This is a genomic window from Geodermatophilus sp. SYSU D00700 (assembly GCF_054050255.1).
The window spans coordinates 158,187-175,692 of record NZ_JBJGZA010000005.1; the positions used below are offsets into that span (position 1 = coordinate 158,187).

Genomic DNA, 17,506 nt, shown 5'->3' on the forward strand with positions numbered 1-17,506 from the left:
ATGGCACGACGGGCGACGACGTACGGGCGGGGCGGCCCGCTGGTCTACCTGGTGGCGGCCGCCGTCGTGGCGGTCACGCTCGGGCCGGTGCTCTACGGGGCGCTCGGCGGCTTCCGGAGCAACGAGCAGCTGGCGCGCGACCCGGCCGGGCTCCCCGACCCGTGGGTGCTGGACAACTACCGGGGCGTCCTCACCAACCCCGACTTCTGGACCTACGCGCTGAACTCGACGGTGGTCGCGCTCATCACCACGGCGGTGGCGGTGCTCGCCGGCGTGATGGCCGCCTACCCCCTGGCGCGCTACCAGTTCCGGTTCCGTGAACCGCTGTTCCTGGTGTTCGTCCTGGGGCTGCTCTTCCCGGCGGCCGTGGCCATCGTCCCGCTGTTCATCCTCGTGACGCGGGACCTGCAGCTGGGCAACACCTGGTGGGGGATCGCCCTGCCGCAGGCGGCGTTCGCGCTGCCGACGACGGTGGTGATCCTGCGGCCGTTCCTGATGGCGTTGCCGAAGGAGGTCGAGGAGGCGGCCATGCTCGACGGCGCCTCCCGGGTCGGCATCTTCTGGCGGATCGCGCTGCCGCTGTCGATGCCCGGCCTGGTCACCGTCGGCGTCCTGGCCTTCGTCGCCTCGTGGAACGCCTACCTGCTGCCGCTCCTGCTGCTCCAGGGGGACATGCGCACCCTCCCGCTGGGCGTGGCCGACTACTCGACCGAGCACTCGGCCGACACCGCGGGGGTCCTGGCGTTCACGACCATCGCGATGATCCCCGCGCTGATGCTGTTCCTCGCCATGCAGCGGCGCATCGTCAGCGGGCTCCAGGGGGCGGTGAAGGGCTGAGCCGGCTCGGCCCGGAGCCGCCGCGAGGACGGCTCCGGGCCGGGCCCGCCACCACCGATGTCCCAGCCGATGTCCTGGACAGCGCAGCCCCCTCCTCTGGCACTGTGACCACCGAGGGCCTGACCGAGAAGAGGACCATGGAACTCGATGCCCCCCGGGACGACGTCGTCGGCCCGGGACTCGTGGTGGGACCGGGAGAGGGACCGGCCACCGCGGACTCCCCGCTGCCGGCCCCCCGCGGCCGGGTGACGATGCAGCAGGTGGCCGCGGAGGCCGGCGTCTCGATCTCCACCGTCTCCAAGGTCATCAACGGCCGGTACGGCGTCTCCGCCGAGACCGTCGACCACGTGACCCGGGTCATCACCCGGCTCGGCTACGAGGCGAGCCTCGTCGCGCGGAGCCTGCGCAACCGCCGGACCAACGTCGTCGGCGTCCTCGTCATGGACTTCGAGCCCTTCAGCACCGAGGTCCTCAAGGGGGTCGCCGACGGGATCCACGGCTCCGGCTACGAGCTGATCGCCTACTCCGCCGGCGGGCACGTCGAGGCGCGGGTGGGCTGGGAGCGCCGGTCGCTGTCCCGGCTGATGGGCAGCCTCGTCGACGGCGCCGTCCTCGTCACCCCGACGGTGACCGACGTGCAGTCCGACGGACCGGTGGTGGCGGTCGACCCGCACACCGGTCCCGCCGGGCTGCCCTCGGTCGCCGCCGACAACCTGCAGGGCGCCCGGCTCGGCGTGGAGCACCTGATCGGGCTGGGGCACACCCGCATCGGCACGATCACGGGGCGCTCGGACCTGCTGTCCGCGCAGCAGCGGGAGCAGGGCTACCGCGAGGCGCTCGCCGCCGCGGGGCTGCCCGTGGACGAGGCGCTGGTGCGGTCCGGCGGCTTCGACCCGGAGATCGCCCGGAAGGCCGCCCACGAGCTGCTCACGCACCCGTCCCCGCCGACCGCGGTCTTCGCGGCGAACGACCTCTCGGCGCTGGCGACCCTCGAGGTCGCGGCCGAGCTCGGCGTGGACGTGCCGCGCCGGCTCTCGGTCGTGGGCTTCGACGACATCCCGGAGTCCGCGCTCGCCGATCCCCCGCTCACCACGGTGCAGCAGCCGATCCGGCAGATGGGCAGGGAGGCCGCGGAGATGCTCCTCGCCCTCATCTCCGGCGAGGAGCTCCCCCGCCGGCACCGCACCCTGACGACCTCCCTGCTCCGGCGGGCGTCCACCGCCCCGCCGGGCCCGGCGTCCTGACCGGTCCGGGGTCCCTGCGTCAGAGCCCGACGAGCTCCTCGAGCGCGCCGACCTCCTGGCGGGTGAGCCGGCGGATCGAGCCGCTGCGCATCCGCTGCAGCGAGATCGGGCCGACGGCGGTGCGGGTGAGCCGGGAGACCGGCAGGTCCACCGCGGCCAGCAGCCGCCGCACGATGTGCTTGCGGCCCTCGTGCAGCACGACCTCCACCACCGACTGCCCGGCGTGGGTGTCGACCACCCGGAAGGAGTCGACCCGCACCGGGCCGTCCTCCAGCTCGATCCCGGCGCGCAGCCTGCGGTGCAGGTCGCGCCGGACCGACCCCGACACCTGCGCGAGGTAGGTCTTGCGCACCTCGTAGCTGGGGTGGGCCAGCCGGTGGGCGAGCTCGCCGTCGTTGGTGACCAGCAGCAGGCCCTCGGTGTCCTGGTCGAGCCGGCCCACGTGCACCAGGCCGGGCGCGAGGTCGCCGACGATGTCGCCGACGGTGGGCCGGGCGCGGTCGTCGCTCATCGCGGTGATCACCCCGGCGGGCTTGTTCAGCGCGTAGGTGACCCGGTCGTCGCGCAGCTCGATCCGTTGCCCGTCGACGGCGATCCTGTCCCTGGCCGGGTCGACCCGCATGCCCTGCACGGTGACGACCGCGCCGTTCACGCTGATCCGCCCGCGGTCGATCATGTCCTCGCAGACCCGCCGCGAGCCGACGCCGGCGCGGGCGAGCACCTTCTGCAGCCGCTCCCCCTCGCGCTCGGGGCTCGCGGAGGGCGCCCGGTCGCCGGGGTGGGCGGGAGCGAGCTCCATCTGCTCCGACCAGCCCTCCCCGCCGGGGGTGCCGGGGAGGTCGTCGGGATGCGCTGCGGTGTCCATCCCCTCCAGTCTCCCACCCCGCGGGCGGACGCCGGTCGCCGCGACCGGGCGGGCGCCGGGTCAGCCCTCGGGGGTCTCCCGGGCGACGTCGGCCGCGTCGGGCAGCAGCGGCGCGAGCGGCGGCAGCTCGTGCAGGCCGGTCAGCCCGAGCCGCTCGAGGAACAGCGGCGTCGTCCCGTAGAGGCCGCCGCCGCTGTCGGGGTCGGTGCCCACCTCGGTGACCAGGCCGCGGGAGAGCAGCGTGCGCATGACCCCGTCGACGCCGACGCCGCGGATCGCCGACACCCGCGCCCGGGTCACCGGCTGCCGGTAGGCGATGACGGCGAGGGTCTCCAGCGCCGCCTGGGTGAGCCGGCTGCGCGTGGCGCCGGTCAGGTGGCGCTCGACGACGGGCGCGAAGTCCTCGCGGGTGTAGAGGCGCCACCCCTCCCCCGCCCGGCGCAGCACGATGCCCGACCGGCGCTCGTCGTAGCCGGTGGCGAGCTCGGTCAGCGCGGTGCGCACCCGGGGGACCGCGACGCGCAGCGCGGCGGCGAGCGTCGCCTCGTCCACCGGGCCGTCGGCGACGAACAGCAGCGCCTCCAGGCCGCCGCGCAGCTCGTCGGGGTCGAGCTCCTCCGCCGGCTCCTCCGCCGGCTCCGGCTCGGGTCCGGGCTCCGGCTCGGGCATCCCCGGCAGGACCATCGGCTCGTCCGGCACCGGCGGGACGTCGTCGGCCGGCGGCGCGGGGCGCTCGGCCACCCGGGCGGCCAGCTCCGCGGCGACGGCGTCCCACACGGCGGGGTCGGCGTCGGGCCGGTCGGCGGCCTCCTCGCGGGTGGCCGCCAGCTCCGCGGCCAGCGCCTCCCACGAGACGGGACCGCGCTCCTCCGGCCCGGTCACGACGCGACCCGCCCGTCGTCGGCCGCCCCGCCGAGGTCGGCCACCGCGGCGACCGTGGCCGGCCCCGTCCAGCGCACGTGCAGCTCGCCCAGCGGGGTGAGCTGGGTGAAGGTGACCCGCTGCTGCCGGTAGAGCTCGAGCAGCGCGAGGAAGCGGGCCACGACCTCCAGCGTGGAGGCGCAGTCCCCGGTGAGGGCGCGGAAGGTCACGGTGCCCGCACCGAGCAGCGCCGAGCGGACGGCGAGCAGCTGCTCGGCGACGCTGACCGGCGGCGCGTGCAGGTGGGTGACCCCCACCGTCGGCGGCTCCTTCGGCGTGAGCGCCCGCGCGGCGAGCGCGGCGAACCGCTCGGGTGTCACGCCGAGCAGCACCTCGGGCAGCGCCGCGGCGAACCGCGGCTCCAGCGGCGCCTCGCGCGGGTGCCGGCGGACGGCGACCGCCTCCCGCTCGCGCAGCACCGCGGCGGCCTCCTTGTACGCCCGGTACTGCAGCAGCCGGGCGAAGAGCAGGTCGCGGGCCTCGAGCAGCTCGAGGTCCTCCTCGTCCTCGATCTCCGCGGCCGGCAGCAGCCGGGCGGCCTTGAGGTCGAGCAGCGTGGCCGCGACGACGAGGAACTCGCTGGCCTGGTCGAGGTCGAGCTCGTCGCCGAGCGCCCGCAGGTGGGCGATGAACTCGTCGGTGACCACCGACAGCGCGATCTCGGTGACGTCGAGCTGGTGGCGGCCGATCAGCTGGAGCAGCAGGTCGAACGGGCCCTCGAAGTTGGTGAGCCGCACGGTGAAGCGGCCGGCGTCGGCCGGCTCCGGCGCGGTCACGACCGCGCGCGCTTCTCCGCTCACGGAGGGCAAGGGTATGCCCCCGCCCGCCTCAACCCTTGAGGCGGCGCACCAGGACGGAGTCCTCGCCGTTCTCGGCCAGGTCGGCGAGCAGCACCGACACCGCCTCGCGGACGATCCGGCCGCGGTCGGCGGCGACGCCGTGCTCCGCCCGCAGCGACAGCCGCGCGCTCTCCAGCGCCAGCAGGTCCTCGGCGGAGATGTAGACGGTGATCTTCTCGTCGTGCCGGGTCCGGCCGGCGCCGCTGGCGCGGGCGGCCTTGCCGCGGGTGCGGGCCCCGGGCGCCGGCGCGGGCGGCGGCGCCGGGGCGCGGAACGCGGCCAGCGGGTCGGCGGGGGCGCCGCCGGGCACCAGCGTCAGCGACGCCGGCTGCTCGGGCTCCGGCCCGGCCGCCGCCCGGCGGGACGTGCGCAGCGCCGAGGACGCCGCCGTGGAGCTCAGCGGAGTCAGCTCGGTGACCTCTGCCGCCGGCGGGGTGTCGGTGCGCCGGAACAGCTCGTCGGCACCCGGCAGCACGGGTCGACGTGTCACAGGGAGATGACCTCCTTCGCCAGGTCGCGGTAGGCGGCCGCACCCGAGGAGGTCGGCGCCCAGGTGGTGATGGGCTGACCGGCGACGGTGGTCTCCGGGAAGCGCACGGTGCGGTGGATGACGGTCTGGAAGACGGTGTCGCCGAATGCCTCGACGACGCGGCTGAACACCTCGCGGCAGTGCACGGTCCGCGAGTCGTACATCGTGGCGAGGATGCCGTCGATCTCCAGCTCCGGGTTGAGCCGCTCCTTGACCTTGTCGATGGTGTCCACCAGCAGCGCCACGCCGCGCAGCGAGAAGAACTCGCACTCCAGCGGGATCACCACGCCGTGCGCCGCGGTCAGGGCGTTGACGGTGAGCAGGCCCAGCGAGGGCTGGCAGTCGATGAGGACGTAGTCGTACTCGTCGCGCACCGAGTCCAGCTTGCGCAGCAGGGTCTGCTCGCGGGCGACCTCGCTGACCAGCTGCACCTCGGCGGCCGACAGGTCGATGTTGCTCGGGACCAGGTCCAGGCCGGGCACGTCGGTGCCCACGCGGACGTCGGCCAGCGTCGTGTGGCGCTCCATGAGGGCGTTGTAGATGGTGCGGTCCAGCTGCTGCGCCGGCACGCCCAGGCCGACCGACAGCGCGCCCTGCGGGTCGAGGTCGACCAGCAGCACCCGGCGGCCGTACTCCACCAGCGAGGCGCCCAGGTTGATCGTCGACGTCGTCTTGCCGACGCCGCCCTTCTGGTTGCACATCGCGATGACGCGGGCCGGCCCGTGCCGCTCGAGGGGCGGGGGCTCGGGCAGCCGGCGCTGACGCGCGCGGGCCGGGTCCAGCCGCGACGCGGCCGCCCCCATCTCCCCGCCGTCGGCCGGGAGTGCGAGCGCCTGACCGGCCACATCCCCTCGGATCGCCATGAGTGCCCACTCCTCCGTGCTCCCCCGCGGTGCCGGCCGTGGTCGGCCGGCCCGGTCCGCTCGGGACGGGCACGACGGTAGGGAGATCACCTGCACCGATCCACGGGACACGCCGCCGCTGGCGGAAGTTGCCGGTGGCCTCCGGCTACTGCTCGGTAACGCCGGGCAGATGGTGACAACCGGGACGGTTCCGGCTCGTCAGGAGAGCGCGCGCGGGTGGCTGCCGGCGTAGACCTCGCGCAGCTTGTCGACGGTGACCAGCGTGTACACCTGCGTCGTGGTCACCGAGGCGTGGCCGAGCAGTTCCTGCACCACGCGCACGTCGGCGCCGCCGTCGAGCAGGTGGGTGGCGAAGGAGTGCCGCAGGGTGTGCGGGGAGACGTGCGCGACGAGCGAGGCGTCCCCGGTGCGCTCGGCCGCCGAGCGCAGGATCGCCCAGGCGCTCTGCCGCGACAGCGGCCCGCCGCGGGCGTTGAGGAACAGCCGCCCGCCGCGGACGCCGCCGCGTCCCGCCGCCGCCAGCGCCGGGCGGGCGCGGACCAGGTAGTCCTCGACGGCGCGCAGCGCGTAGCTGCCCACCGGGACGATGCGCTCCTTGCCGCCCTTGCCGGCCAGCCGCACCACCGACTGGCCGCGGTCGAGGTCGTCGACGGCCAGGCCCACGGCCTCGGAGATGCGCGCGCCGGTGCCGTAGAGGACCTCCAGCAGCGCCCGGTCGCGCAGCCCGCGCGGGCCCTCCACCGCGCCCGCGGCCTCGATGAGCGCCACCACGGCCTCCACCGGCACCGCCTTGGGCAGCCGCCGCGCCGGCGCCGGCGGCCGCACCTCCGCGGCGACGTCGCCGGGCACCAGCCCGTCGAGCAGCGCGAAGCGGTGCAGCCCCCGGACGGCGACGACGGCGCGCGCGGCCGACGTCGCCGACAGCGGCGGGTGCTCCTCGTCGCCGGCGCGCAGCGCGGCGAGGAAGCCCGCGACGTCGCTCTCGGCGACCTCCCCGAGCCCGCGCACGCCGGCCGCGGCGAGGTGGGCGGTGTAGCGGCGCAGGTCGCGGCGGTAGGAGGCGATCGTGTTGGCGGCCAGCCCGCGCTCGACGGCGAGGTGGTCGAGGTAGCCCCCGACCACCCGCTCGACGTCGGTGTCCCGCGCGGGCGTGCCGGCCGGCGGTGCGACGGTCAGGGCAGGACCTCCTCCCACGGCACGGCGGTCATCCCGTGCGCCTCGGCCACCTCCGGCAGCACGACCTGCCCGGCGACGACGTTGACGCCGTGGGCCAGGGCCGGGTCGGCGGTGACCGCCGCCCGCGTCCCCTTCTCGGCCAGCGCCATGACGTAGGGCAGCGTCACGTTGGTCAGCGCGTGCGTGGAGGTGTTCGGGACCGCACCGGGCATGTTCGCCACGCAGTAGAACACCGACTCGTGCACCCGGAAGGTCGGGTCGTCGTGTGTCGTGGGCCGGCTGTCCTCGAAGCAGCCGCCCTGGTCGACGGCGATGTCGACGAGCACCGAGCCCGGCTTCATCCGCGACACCAGCTCGTTGCTCACCAGCGTGGGGGCCTTCGCGCCGGGCACGAGCACCGCCCCGATGACCAGGTCGGCGTCGAGGACGGCGCGCTCGACCTCGTAGGCGTTGGAGGTCACCGTCTGCAGGTGACCGCGGTAGATGCTGTCGGCGGCGCGCAGCTTGTCGATGTCCCGGTCCAGGACGACGACCTCGGCCTGCATGCCCAGGGCGATGGTGGCGGCGTTCATGCCCGACACCCCGGCGCCGATGACGACGACCTTGGCCGCGTAGACGCCGGACACCCCGCCGAGCAGGACCCCGCGCCCGCCGTGCGCCCGCTCGAGGCTGTGCGCGCCGACCTGCGGCGCCATCCGCCCGGCGACCTCGCTCATCGGCGCCAGCAGCGGCAGCGCGCCGTTCGCCGTCTGCACGGTCTCATAGGCGATCGCGGTGGTGCCGGAGGTGACCAGCGCGTCGGTGCACTCCTTGGACGCCGCCAGGTGCAGGTAGGTGAACAGCGTCTGTCCCGCCCGCAGCCGGGAGTACTCCTCGGCGATCGGCTCCTTGACCTTGAGCAGCAGGTCGGCGTCGGCCCAGACGTCGTCGGCGCTCGGCACGATCCGGGCGCCGGCGGCGGTGAAGTCGGCGTCGGGGATCGACGAGCCCTCGCCCGCCCCCTGCTCGACGAGCACGGTGTGCCCGGCACGGGTCAGCTCGGTGACACCGGCCGGGGTCAGCGCGACCCGGTACTCCCTGTTCTTGACCTCTCGGGGCACCCCGACGTGCATGGTGGTCCACTCCTGTCGCTGCGGCCGGGCCGAGGTCGTCGGTCCCGCGCCTGTCGTCGGGCGTCCCCGGTGGAGGTGCCCCTCACCGGACCCTAGCCAGCGCCCGTGCTGCCGTCAGTGCGCGGAGCGCCGACGATGGCTCGGGTAGTGGCCGGGTCACCCCTGCGGAGGAGGAACACCCCGATGCGCCTGTACGCCTCGCGCCCCGACCGCCGGCTGGGCCAGGTGCTAGCCGACGCCGGCATGGTCGCGTGGCTGGTGCTGTGGGTGCTGGTCGCCCGGGTGGTGCACGACGCGGTGCTGGTCCTGGCCGAGCCCGGGCAGGCGGTGGAGGACCTCGGCGCCTCGGTGGCCGAGGACATGGGCTCGGCGGCGTCGGCGGCCGAGGACGTCCCGGTGGTCGGCGACGAGCTGTCCGCGCCGCTGGAGTCCCTCGGCGACGCGGCCGGCTCGGTCAGCGGCGCCGGGCAGGCCGCGCAGGACGCCGTCGCCACGCTGGCGACCGTGCTCGCCGTCGTCCTGGTGGTGCTGCCGGTGGGCTGGCTGCTGGCGCGCTGGCTGCCGTGGCGGCTGCGCTGGGTGCGGGAGGCCTCGGCGGTGTCCCGGCTGCTGCGCGGCGCCGACCCCGACCTGGAGCTGCTGGCCGCCCGGGCGGTGGCCACCGCTCCCCTGCCCCGGCTGGCGGCGCTGCCGCCGGGCACCGGGGCGGCCTGGCGGGCCGGCGACCCGGCGGCGGTGCGCGTGCTGGCCGGGCTCGAGGCCGGCCGGCTGGGGCTGCGGCTGCCGGTGCCCGACGGCGTCGGGTCGGGCGCCACCGCACCGGCGCCCCCGCGCTCGGGTTGAGACCGGCGCCCCGGGTGCCGAAGTCCCTGCCGATCCGGGAGGTGTCGGTGGGACGAGCGGGACGAGGGGCGTCGAGGTCGCGGCGACGGCGGCGGGGCCCGTCGGCGGGCGGGATCGCCGGCCGGGTGACCGTGGTCGCGGCCCTGGGCCTGGTGACGCTGTCGGCGCCGGCCACCGAGATCGCCGCCGAGGTGAGCGCGTCGTGGGCGCCGTTCCGCGCCGCCGGCACCACCGCCCGCCCGCAGCCGGCGCTGGCCGCGGCCGCCCCGCCGGCGGTCGCCGCCGTGCCGGAGCCGGCCGTCGAGCCCCCCGCGCTCGCGCTGCCGGTGCCGCGGCGGCTGGAGGTCGAGCTGCCGCCGCCGATGGTGCCGCGCGGGCAGCCGCTGCAGGTCACGCCGCCGCCGGCCGAGTGCGGCGGCTACGGCAACCCCCGGCAGATCACGCCCGGCGTGGTGCCCGGGCCGGGGTCGGCGACGGTGACCTGGCAGGCCGACGGCCGCGACGACGTGCGGGGCTACCGGGTCACCGCGGTCAGCCAGCAGCTGGTGACCGGGGAGCAGCCCGCGCCGCCGCGGGTCGACGTCGCCCAGCGCGACGACTGCGGCGAGGTGCGCGCGGTGCTCGGCGGCCTGACCCCGGGCGCGCCCTACGTGTTCTGGCTCGAGGAGGCGCTGCTCGATGCCGACACCGGCGTCGTCGAGTACGTGCAGGTCGGCTCGTCGAGCGCGGTCGTCGTCGGCTGACCGCCGATCTCGTGCGTCGAGATCGCGCGATCTCGGCCGCGACACGCCGTCCCGCGCGCCGAGATCACGTGATCTCGACAGAGGTCGTCAGGTGGCGTCGACGGGGCGCAGCGTCGTCCCGGCCGCGCGGTGCTGGGCGGCGGCCAGCAGCCCGACGACGGCGGCGGAGTTGCGGATCGCCCCGTCGAACACCCGCTGCACCGCCTCCGCCAGCGGCACCCGCTCGACGGTCATGTCGAGCTCCTCGTGCTCGGCGGTGAACCCCTCGGGCAGGTCGGCCTCGGTGAGCCCCTCGGCGAGGTAGACCAGCACCTGCTCGTCGCAGAAGCCGGGCGTGCTGAACGTCGTCGTGAGCAGCGACCACCGGTCGGCGGCCAGCCGCACCTCCTCGGCCAGCTCCCGCTGCGCGGTGGTCAGTGGGGCCTCGCCCTCGGCGTCGCGCAGGCCGGCCGGCAGCTCCCACAGGTAGCCGCCCACCGGGTGCCGGTACTGGCGCAGCAGGACGACCCGGCCCTCGTCGTCGAGCGCGACGACGGCCACCGCGCCGGGGTGCCGGACCACCTCGCGGACGCTGTCGCCCCCGCCGGGCATGGCGACGGTGTCCCTGACCAGGGTGATGACCCGGCCCTCGTAGACCGTCTCGGTGCCCAGCACCCGGTACCCGCCGTCGGCGGCCGGCTCGCCCACCGTCAGATCCCGACCTTCTCGGCCTCGAGGTCGGGCACCGGTAGCCGCGCGGACTCGGCGCGGTCGATGGCCGCCTGCACGAACGCGGCGAACAGCGGGTGCGGCCGGGTGGGCCGGCTCTTGAGCTCAGGGTGGGCCTGGGTGCCGACGAAGAACGGGTGCACCTCGCGCGGCAGCTCGGCGAACTCGACGAGGTGACCGTCGGGCGAGGTGCCGCTGAAGACGAGCCCGGCCTCGCTGAGCCGGTCGCGGTAGGCGTTGGCCACCTCGTAGCGGTGCCGGTGCCGCTCGGTGACCTGGGTCGAGCCGTAGGCGGCCGCGGCCACCGACCCCTTCTGCAGCGCCGCCGGGTAGCTGCCCAGCCGCATGGTGCCGCCGAGGTCGCGCTCGCCGGCGACGACGTCGAGCTGGTCGGCCATCGTGGCGATCACCGGGTCGGGGGTGTCGGGGTCGAACTCCGCGGAGTTGGCGTGCTCGAGGCCGGCCATGTGGCGGGCGTACTCGATGACCATGCACTGCAGGCCCAGGCAGAGGCCCAGGGTCGGGATGCCGTTGGTGCGGCTGTAGCGGATGGCGCCGAGCTTGCCCTCGATGCCGCGCACGCCGAACCCGCCGGGGATGCAGACGCCGTCGACGTCGCCGAGCGCGGCCGCCGCACCCTCGGGGGTCTGGCAGTCGTCGGAGGGCACCCAGCGGATCTGCACGCGGCTGCGGTGGGCGAACCCGCCGGCGCGCAGCGCCTCGGTGACCGACAGGTAGGCGTCGGGCAGGTCGACGTACTTGCCGACCAGGGCGATCGTCACCGTCTGCTTCGGGCGGTGCACCCGGTCGAGCAGGTCGCCCCACACGGTCCAGTCGACGTCGCGGAAGGGCAGGCCGAGCCGGCGGACGACGTAGGCGTCGAGGCCCTCGCGGTGCAGCACCTTGGGGATGTCGTAGATCGACGGCGCGTCGGGGCAGGAGATGACGCCCTCGGCGTCGACGTCGCACATCAGGCTGATCTTGCGCTTGAGGCCGGTGGCGATCTCGCGGTCGGCCCGGCAGACCAGCGCGTCGGGCTGGATGCCGATGTTGCGCAGCGCGGCCACCGAGTGCTGGGTCGGCTTGGTCTTCAGCTCGCCGGAGGGGGCGATGTAGGGCACCAGCGAGATGTGCAGGAAGAAGCAGTTGTCGCGGCCGATCTCGTGGCGCACCTGCCGGGCGGCCTCGAGGAAGGGCAGCGACTCGATGTCGCCGACGGTGCCGCCGATCTCGGTGATGACGACGTCGACGGCGTCCTCGTCGTCGTCACTCTCCCCACCGGCCTCGGCCGCGGCGAGGATGCGCGCCTTGATCTCGTTGGTGATGTGCGGGATGACCTGCACGGTGTCGCCGAGGTACTCCCCGCGCCGCTCCTTGGCGATGACGTCGGAGTACACCTGCCCGGTCGTGACGTTCGACCGCGCGCCCAGGTCGGTGTCGAGGAACCGCTCGTAGTGGCCGACGTCGAGGTCGGTCTCGGCGCCGTCCTCGGTGACGAAGACCTCCCCGTGCTGGAACGGGTTCATCGTCCCGGGGTCGACGTTGAGGTACGGGTCCAGCTTCTGCATGGTCACCCGCAGGCCGCGGGCGGACAGCAGCGCGCCGAGCGAACTGGCCGTCAGGCCCTTGCCGAGAGAGGAGACAACTCCGCCGGTGACGAAGACGAACTTCGTCGGCTGGGAGTTGTGGAGGAGCCCGCGATCACGCATTCCAGACGGTCGACCCACGGGAAACCACCGTAACACGATCGGCCGCTTCGCCCCCGGTGCCACCGGGTGCGTCCCGGCCCGCCGGGGAGGTCGCCGCCAGCGCCACCAGCAGCGGCACCAGCAGCGTCGCGGCCGTCGCGGGCAGCGCCACGCCGGAGTCGTTGACCGCGGCGCCCAGGGCCAGGCTCAGGGCGGTGGCGACCAGCCCCGCGCGCAGCACCGCGACGTCGGCCGGCGCCAGGCCCGAGCCGCCCTCGCGCAGCAGGCCGGGGCCGCGCAGCCAGGCCGGCCGGCGCCCGCGGACCAGCCACAGCGCCGCCACCAGCGCCACCGGCAGCACCCACGCCAGCGCGCTGCCGAGCAGGATGTCGAGGTTGGCCTGGGCCTTGCGGCTGACCACGGTCCACGCCTCGCCGGTGAGCACCTGCTCGACGAAGCGGCCCAGGTGGCTGCGCTGGTCGGCCGGGCGGGTCCAGTCCAGGACCGCGAGCGTGCCGACGGCGAGCACGCCAGCGCCGAGCACCGCGGCCAGCCGGACCAGCGTCACCCGCACCCCGGTGAGCAGCATCGCCAGCAGCAGGAAGCCCGGCAGCGCGGCCAGCACGCCGCCGAAGTCACGGCCCAGCCCGGGCGTCCCCACGAGGACGACGGTGAGCGCCCCGGCGGCCAGCACCGCCAGGCCGGTGACCCGCCGCTGCCGGGCCGGGCCCGCGCGCCGCCCCAGGGCGGTCGCGGCGACGGCGGTGGTGGACAGCGCGGCGGCGGCGAGCAGGCCGGAGCCGAGGTTGCCGTAGCCGGTGAACCGCCCGGCGACGATCGCGTCGTAGCCGAGCAGCGCGTCGAGCTCCAGCGGCGAGCCGGCCAGCACGTCGCCGACCAGCGTGGCCAGCGTGACGCCGAGGACGGCGAGCAGCGGGCCGAGCCGCCGGCGCCGTCCCGCTCCCCGGGCCCACGGTCCGAGCAGCGCCAGCGCCGTCACCGCGGCGGTGGCCAGCAGCACCGCCCCCGCCAGCGCCCAGCGCGGGGACCCGGCCCGCTCCCACGGCAGCAGCCCCGCGAGGTAGGTGGCGACCGGCAGCGCCGCGGCGGCGACGGCGGCGACCTCGAGCAGCGGCCGGAGCCGGCCGGCCCGCGGGCGGGACCCCCGGCGCAGGCCCAGGACGAGCAGGCCGAGGGCGACCACCGCCGCGTCGACGGCCACCAGCGCGACGAAGAAGGTGCCGGTGCTGCGGTGGTGGACCACTGCCGCGGTGTTGGCCCGCTCCAGCGCCTCGACCGCCTCGGCGGTGGGTGGGCGGCCGCCGGTGACCGTGAGCGGCTGCCCGTTGACCGAGGCGGGCCGCTCGGCGTCCAGGGCGCGCAGCACGGTCGGGGCGACGTCGATCAGCTGGGTGAACGGGGCGCGGCCGGTGCTGGCCGAGGTGAGCCAGCCCGGCTCGGTGAAGCCCGGCCCCGACGCGATGCCCACGTGCAGCTGCGGGCGGCCGTCGTTGACCTCCGAGACGCCCTGCACCAGCAGCAGCGTCTCGCCGGGCAGCGTGGCGACCGCGGCCCGCAGCCGCGCGACGGCGTCGTCGATCGCCGCCACGGCCGCCGCCCGCGACCCGGGCTCGGTGCCGGTCTCGCTGCCCTCGGGCGCGGGCACGCCGGCGTCGACCAGCCCGTCGAGGGAGACCAGCGTCAGCGGGCAGGGCCCGAGCAGCGCGGCGACGGCGGCCGGGTCGGCCGGCAGCGCCTCCTCCCGGGTCAGCCCCACGCCGGGCGCGGCGACGGCGAGCGCGGCCGCCCGGCCGACCACGGTCGCGCAGCCCACGGCGGCCCCCAGCGCGCCGGGCTCGGCGCCGAACCGGACGGTGGCGCTGTCCTCGGCGACGGCGCGGACGGCGGTCAGCGGATCGGCCAGCCCGACCTGCGCCAGCCGCTCCTGCAGGCCGCAGTGCGACAGCTCGGGGCTGGCCGGGGGCCCGGCCGGCACCGGCGGCTGCGACGGCGTGGCGCCCGCCCCGGCGGCGCCGCCCGGCAGCGGGACCGTGGGCAGCGGCACCGGCGGCGCGGCCTCGTCGGGGGCGGGGAACCGTGCCCGGTTGCCCGCGCCCAGCGTGGCCCAGCCGTCGAGCAGGCAGGTGGTCGAGCGCGCCGCGCGGACCGACACGGCGCCGATCGGCGCGGTGTCGGCGAGCTCCCACAGCGCCGGCGTCGTGGCGGGGTCGAGGTCGCTCCACACCAGCCCGGGCACGCCGACGACCAGCACCCGGTCGGCCGACCAGTCCTCGGCGGCCGCCGCGCCGGGCAGCCCGGCGACCAGCAGCGTCAGCAGGGTCGCCAGCAGGACGGCGGCGCGTCTCATGCCGCGCCGCTCTCCGGCGGGCCCAGCAGCTCGCGGTAGACGGCGGCCAGCGCGCGGGCGGTGGCCGCCTCGTCGGGCCAGCTCTCCGCCTGCGCCCTCCCGGCGGCGGCCAGCGCCGCGGCGCGGGCGGGGTCGGCGAGCAGCCCGTCGACGGCCTCGGCGAGCGCGGCGGCGTCACCGGGCGGGACCAGCAGCGCGCCGTCGCCGAGCAGGCCGGGCAGGCCGCCGGTGCGGGTGGCCACCAGCGGGGTGCCGGCGCGCAGCGCCTCCTGCGCGGTGAGCGAGCGGGCCTCCCAGCGGGAGGGCAGCACCACCAGGTCGGCGGCGGCGAGCAGGTCGGCGACGTCGTCGCGGCGGCCGAGCAGGGTCACCGGCAGCCGCTGGTCGCGGATGCGGGCGGCGAGCTCGGCCTCCAGCGGCCCGTCCCCGGCGACGGCGACCAGCGGCGGGTCCGGCCGGGCGGCCCAGGTGGCGGCGGCGTCGAGGAGGACGTCGTAGCCCTTCTGCGGGTGCAGCCGGCCGACGGCGAGCACCAGCGGCCGCCCCCCGGTCAGGCCCAGCCCGGCGCGCACCTCCGCGCGGGAGCGGCGGGCCGGGGGCAGCGCCGGCGCCGACACCGGCGCGACCCGGACGTCGCGGGCGCCCAGCCGCCAGGCGTTGGCGGCGAGGTCGGCCGAGGCGGCCAGCACGACGTCGGCGGCCCGGACGGTGGTCCACTCGGCGGTGGCGAGCACCCGGCGCAGCGGGCCGGCGCGGTCGGGCAGGGCGTTGTGCAGCGTGACGACCAGCGGCCGGCGGGGACCGCCGCGGGTCCCGGCCCGCACCGCGGCCGCGGCGACCAGCCCGGCGCGCAGCCCGTGGGCGTGCACCAGGTCGGTGCCGGCCAGCGCGCGGCGCAGGGCGAGCACCGCGCGGGCGTCGGCCACCGGGTCCAGGCCGGCGGAGATCTCGACGGGCCGGAAGCCGGCGGCCGCGGAGAAGCCGAACAGCGCGTCGGTGGCGGCCGGGCCGCAGACGGTGACCGCCGCGCCCGCCTCCGCCAGCGCCGGCAGCACCGAGCGCAGGTGGGTGCCCACGCCGCCGGTGCTGGTGGCCAGCACCTCGGCGATGCGGCGGCCGGCCAGGGATCCCCGCTCAGCCACCGTGCACCTCCGTCCCCCCGGGTTCCCGCAGCGCGCGCACCGCCACGAGCAGGGGGCGGCGCGCCGTGACCATCATGACCGCCCCCGCCACCGCGGTCACGGCCGCGGCGGCCAGCAGCCCGGCGCCGACCGCCCCGGGCAGCGAGCCGGCCGGGACCGGGTCGGCGCCCAGCGCCCGGGCGGTGAGCAGCCCCGCGGCGGCGCCGGCCCCGGCGGCCAGCAGCGCGGGCAGGCCGCAGCGGGCGACGCCGGCCAGCCCGCCGGGGGCCACCCGGGCGGTGACCGCGAGCAGCGCCAGCCCCGCGACGGTCACCCCGAGGCTGTGCCCGGCGGCCAGCGCCAGCGCCCGGTCGGCGGGCGGGAGGGCGCGGGCCAGGACGACGTCGGCCGCCACCGCCAGCAGCCACCCGCCGAGCACGCAGGCGGTGGGCGCCCGCCACAGGTCGCGCGCGTAGAGCGCCCGGGTGAGCACGGCGACCAGGCCGTAGCCGGCCAGGCCGGGCGCGAAGGCGAGGATGGCGTCGCGCAGCGCGGCGACGTCGCCGGTGCTGCCGCCGAGCAGGAAGACGCGGGCCATGGGCCCGGCGACGGCGGCGAGGACGGCGGCGGCGACCAGCGAGGCCACCAGCACCAGCGTGGTCAGCGGGGCCAGCGCGCGGCGGTAGCCGGCCTCGTCGCCGGTGCCGGCCCGCTCGGCCAGCAGCGGGTAGGCCGAGGTGGCCAGCGGCACGGCGACGGCGGCCCACGGCACGAGGAACAGGGTCAGGCCGGCGGTGTAGACAACCTGGGTGCCGTCGGGGCCGTCGCTGGCCAGCCGGATCGCGACGGCGGCCACCAGCTGCTGGCCGGCGAGGGTCAGCACGCCCGCGACGGCGAGCCGGCGCACCCGCGGCGCGACGCCCACCGGGAAGCGCAGCGACGGGCGCAGGCCCAGCCGCAGGCGGCGCAGCGGCAGCAGCAGCGGCAGGGTGAGCGCCGCGACGCCGAGCGTCGTGCCCACGCCGAGGACCAGCTCGGCCGGCGTCGTCAGGTCCGCCACCGACCGCGCCCCGCCGATCAGCGCGAACAGCGCGTAGGCGCCGGCGACGACGACGCTGGACAGCAGCGGCGCGAGCGCGGGCGCGGCGAAGCGGCGGTGGGCCTGCAGGATCCCGGTGAGCACGATGCCCAGGCCGTAGAGGACCACCTGCGGGGCGAACACGAGCAGGAACCGGGCGGCCAAGGCCACCTCGGCGTCGGTACCGCCGCCGAGCAGCAGCCGCGCGACGGGCTCGGCGAGCAGCGCCAGCAGCGCGGCGAGCGGCACGAGCACCAGCAGGGTCCAGCCCAGCAGCGCCGAGGCGGTGCGGCGGACCTGCTCGCGGTCGCCGGTGGCGATCCCGCCGGCGAGCATCGGCACCACCAGGGAGGCCAGCGCTCCCCCGGCGACCACCTCGAAGACGATGTTCGGGACGGTGTTGGCCGCGGTGTAGACGTCGCCGGTGCTGCCCGCGCCGACGGCGTTGGTGAACACCAGCGTGCGGCCGAACCCGGCGAGGCGGGCCAGCACCGTGAGGACGGCGATCAGCGCGGCCGCGCCGGCCACCCCCTGGGCCAGCCGCCGTCCCGACACGGTCGGCCCCGCGGCG

Annotated in this window: 16 protein-coding genes; 4 read left to right on the plus strand and 12 right to left on the minus strand. The window is 76.9% G+C overall.

Going from position 1 to position 17,506, the window contains the following annotated elements; translation table 11 throughout:
* The gene (locus tag ACI79V_RS06420; protein ID WP_456877605.1) at positions 1-837 is read left to right on the plus strand and encodes a carbohydrate ABC transporter permease; all 837 of its coding nucleotides are present in this window, start codon (positions 1-3) and stop codon (positions 835-837) included.
* Between the two features lie 137 nt (positions 838-974).
* Complete coding sequence (locus ACI79V_RS06425) at positions 975-2,081, plus strand: LacI family DNA-binding transcriptional regulator (RefSeq protein WP_456887597.1); 1,107 nt, start codon at positions 975-977, stop codon at positions 2,079-2,081.
* Positions 2,082-2,100: 19 nt separating this feature from the next.
* On the opposite strand, the gene ACI79V_RS06430 is transcribed toward ACI79V_RS06425, so the two are convergent.
* The 7 genes from ACI79V_RS06430 to ald all read right to left on the minus strand — a co-directional run bounded on the left by ACI79V_RS06430 (position 2,101) and on the right by ald (position 8,386).
* Positions 2,101-2,946: a pseudouridine synthase gene (locus ACI79V_RS06430; protein ID WP_456877585.1), complete on the minus strand. Its 846-nt coding sequence runs from the start codon at positions 2,944-2,946 to the stop codon at positions 2,101-2,103.
* A 60-nt stretch (positions 2,947-3,006) separates the two neighbouring features.
* Positions 3,007-3,828 (minus strand): SMC-Scp complex subunit ScpB, encoded by an 822-nt coding sequence (gene scpB / locus ACI79V_RS06435; protein ID WP_456887599.1) that lies wholly within the window; start codon positions 3,826-3,828, stop codon positions 3,007-3,009.
* Complete coding sequence (locus tag ACI79V_RS06440; protein ID WP_456887600.1) at positions 3,825-4,667, minus strand: segregation and condensation protein A; 843 nt, start codon at positions 4,665-4,667, stop codon at positions 3,825-3,827. The genes scpB and ACI79V_RS06440 overlap by 4 nt, the downstream gene beginning before the upstream one ends.
* A 28-nt stretch (positions 4,668-4,695) precedes the next feature.
* The gene (locus ACI79V_RS06445) at positions 4,696-5,196 is read right to left on the minus strand and encodes a hypothetical protein (RefSeq protein WP_456887601.1); all 501 of its coding nucleotides are present in this window, start codon (positions 5,194-5,196) and stop codon (positions 4,696-4,698) included.
* Positions 5,193-6,098, minus strand: a complete 906-nt coding sequence (locus ACI79V_RS06450) for a ParA family protein (protein WP_456887603.1) — start codon at positions 6,096-6,098, stop codon at positions 5,193-5,195. Before ACI79V_RS06450 ends, ACI79V_RS06445 begins: the two co-directional genes overlap by 4 nt.
* Positions 6,099-6,296: 198 nt before the next feature.
* Positions 6,297-7,292, minus strand: coding sequence for a site-specific tyrosine recombinase XerD (locus tag ACI79V_RS06455; protein ID WP_456877590.1), 996 nt, complete (start codon positions 7,290-7,292; stop codon positions 6,297-6,299).
* A complete protein-coding gene (gene ald, locus ACI79V_RS06460) occupies positions 7,271-8,386 on the minus strand; it encodes an alanine dehydrogenase (protein WP_456887605.1) in 1,116 nt (371 codons plus the stop codon). Before ald ends, ACI79V_RS06455 begins: the two co-directional genes overlap by 22 nt.
* A gap of 183 nt (positions 8,387-8,569) precedes the next feature.
* On the opposite strand from ald, the gene ACI79V_RS06465 reads away from it, so the two are divergent.
* Both ACI79V_RS06465 and ACI79V_RS06470 read left to right on the plus strand, forming a co-directional pair.
* The gene (locus tag ACI79V_RS06465; RefSeq protein ID WP_456887607.1) at positions 8,570-9,229 is read left to right on the plus strand and encodes a hypothetical protein; all 660 of its coding nucleotides are present in this window, start codon (positions 8,570-8,572) and stop codon (positions 9,227-9,229) included.
* 125 nt (positions 9,230-9,354) lie between these two features.
* Positions 9,355-9,972 carry a hypothetical protein gene (locus tag ACI79V_RS06470; protein ID WP_456887609.1) on the plus strand — a complete coding sequence of 206 codons (618 nt, stop codon included), beginning with the start codon at positions 9,355-9,357 and terminating at the stop codon, positions 9,970-9,972.
* Between the two features lie 87 nt (positions 9,973-10,059).
* Here ACI79V_RS06470 and ACI79V_RS06475 read toward each other — a convergent pair whose 3' ends face one another.
* Genes ACI79V_RS06475 through murJ form a run of 5 tightly spaced genes read right to left on the minus strand, consistent with a single transcriptional unit; the run spans position 10,060 to position 17,490 of the window.
* A complete protein-coding gene (locus ACI79V_RS06475) occupies positions 10,060-10,659 on the minus strand; it encodes an NUDIX domain-containing protein (protein WP_456887611.1) in 600 nt (199 codons plus the stop codon).
* 2 nt (positions 10,660-10,661) lie between these two features.
* A complete protein-coding gene (locus tag ACI79V_RS06480) occupies positions 10,662-12,389 on the minus strand; it encodes a CTP synthase (RefSeq protein WP_456887614.1) in 1,728 nt (575 codons plus the stop codon).
* Positions 12,382-14,736 (minus strand): hypothetical protein, encoded by a 2,355-nt coding sequence (locus ACI79V_RS06485; RefSeq protein WP_456887616.1) that lies wholly within the window; start codon positions 14,734-14,736, stop codon positions 12,382-12,384. The genes ACI79V_RS06480 and ACI79V_RS06485 overlap by 8 nt, the downstream gene beginning before the upstream one ends.
* On the minus strand, positions 14,733-15,878 hold the full coding sequence (locus ACI79V_RS06490) for a glycosyltransferase family 4 protein (protein ID WP_456887619.1): 1,146 nt from the start codon (positions 15,876-15,878) through the stop codon (positions 14,733-14,735). The genes ACI79V_RS06485 and ACI79V_RS06490 overlap by 4 nt, the downstream gene beginning before the upstream one ends.
* On the minus strand, positions 15,871-17,490 hold the full coding sequence (murJ, locus tag ACI79V_RS06495; protein WP_456887623.1) for a murein biosynthesis integral membrane protein MurJ: 1,620 nt from the start codon (positions 17,488-17,490) through the stop codon (positions 15,871-15,873). Before murJ ends, ACI79V_RS06490 begins: the two co-directional genes overlap by 8 nt.
* Positions 17,491-17,506: the final 16 nt, after the last annotated feature.

Coding starts and splice junctions, on each gene's coding strand:
- ACI79V_RS06465 (WP_456887607.1), top strand. CDS start 8,570: ATGCGCCTGTACGCCTCGCGCCCCGACCGCCGGCTGGGCCAGGTGCTA.
- ACI79V_RS06480 (WP_456887614.1), bottom strand. CDS start 12,389: ATGCGTGATCGCGGGCTCCTCCACAACTCCCAGCCGACGAAGTTCGTC.
- ACI79V_RS06485 (WP_456887616.1), bottom strand. CDS start 14,736: ATGAGACGCGCCGCCGTCCTGCTGGCGACCCTGCTGACGCTGCTGGTC.
- ACI79V_RS06420 (WP_456877605.1), top strand. CDS start 1: ATGGCACGACGGGCGACGACGTACGGGCGGGGCGGCCCGCTGGTCTAC.
- ald (WP_456887605.1), bottom strand. CDS start 8,386: ATGCACGTCGGGGTGCCCCGAGAGGTCAAGAACAGGGAGTACCGGGTC.
- ACI79V_RS06430 (WP_456877585.1), bottom strand. CDS start 2,946: ATGGACACCGCAGCGCATCCCGACGACCTCCCCGGCACCCCCGGCGGG.
- ACI79V_RS06425 (WP_456887597.1), top strand. CDS start 975: ATGGAACTCGATGCCCCCCGGGACGACGTCGTCGGCCCGGGACTCGTG.
- ACI79V_RS06450 (WP_456887603.1), bottom strand. CDS start 6,098: ATGGCGATCCGAGGGGATGTGGCCGGTCAGGCGCTCGCACTCCCGGCC.